At 46.8% G+C, this 1,009-nt stretch carries 1 protein-coding gene; it reads left to right on the top strand.

All coding sequences use genetic code 11. The annotated features are described in order from the left end of the window. Positions 1 to 148: 148 nt before the first annotated feature. On the top strand, positions 149 to 1,009 hold an 861-nt coding region (locus KDK14_RS14770), incomplete at its 3' end, for a tetratricopeptide repeat protein (RefSeq protein WP_257265938.1).

Genomic DNA, 1,009 nt, shown 5'->3' with positions numbered 1-1,009 from the left:
CTGTCGTCAGGATAAACTGTGTTTTCTGAAACCCTCTGCCTTAATGAACCCTTGAGCAGAAGACTGCGCTAAATGTATTGAACAAATAGAGCCAGAGACAGTCCCATAAGTGAATAACTTCAGACTTTATACGACGGCGACCGTATATGTGAATAGTGATAACGTTTATTTCAACTATTATCCCCCTTCATGGGCTCGTTATCAGGAAAAAAAATATTGCAAAACTGTCTCCTGCAATAGGTCTTGTTTTAATCGGGCAGTAAGATACCCGCCACCGTCACAAGGGGCGTCAAAAACAGCGCCCGGGTATTTGTCCCAGAGCTGGAGCACCACTGACAACCAACTTCCAAAGGTCGTTGCGGATTTTCAAATAAGTCTCTCCTGCACTGGTCAATCGGACGTTGCTGCAACAGGCGCTGCTGCTGCAGGCGCTGCTGCTGCAAAAGAGGGTGGATATTGGCTCAGTTCTCGCGAAACATCATTATCTGATCAGTCAGAGGCTGAATGGGTATTGCGAAAAGCAAGAAAAAAAGAGTCTGGCTCTGTGAATGCCAACCGCACCTCTCAACCGGTTGCAGGCGATCATCGATGGGATAATATTCAGCGTATTAATGAAGGGTTCAGTTCTTTGAATACGGGCAAAAATCATCAGGCGCTCGAAATAGCAGAGGAAATATTACAACCCCATGCCAACTTGAGTTTGCGTGACTGTCAAAGTGCCAACCTGCTCAAGGCAAGAGCCCTTTTTAATCTGAAAAGATTTGATGATTGCCTGCAATCAATAGGGCAATTGAAGCCTCCCCTTGGCAAGGGGTTGCTGATGGTAAAGGGTCGGGCGCTTCAAGCCAAACACCGCTTCCCCGAAGCGCTGCCTATTTTTCAGGAGCTTGATAAAAATTACTCAATAAGTGAAAAGGATAAAAAAGTGAACGGTCTTGCCCTTGGTCGGCTATACGAGGATATGGGACTGGATCAGGAGGCACTGACGATCTTCAGGAAGCTGCGCACC

The sequence above is a fragment of the Endozoicomonas sp. ONNA2 genome, from assembly GCF_024606365.1.
GTDB lineage: Bacteria > Pseudomonadota > Gammaproteobacteria > Pseudomonadales > Endozoicomonadaceae > Endozoicomonas.
The sequence above is the reverse complement of the archived record's forward strand: the minus strand, read 5'-3'. Positions and strand labels throughout refer to the sequence as shown.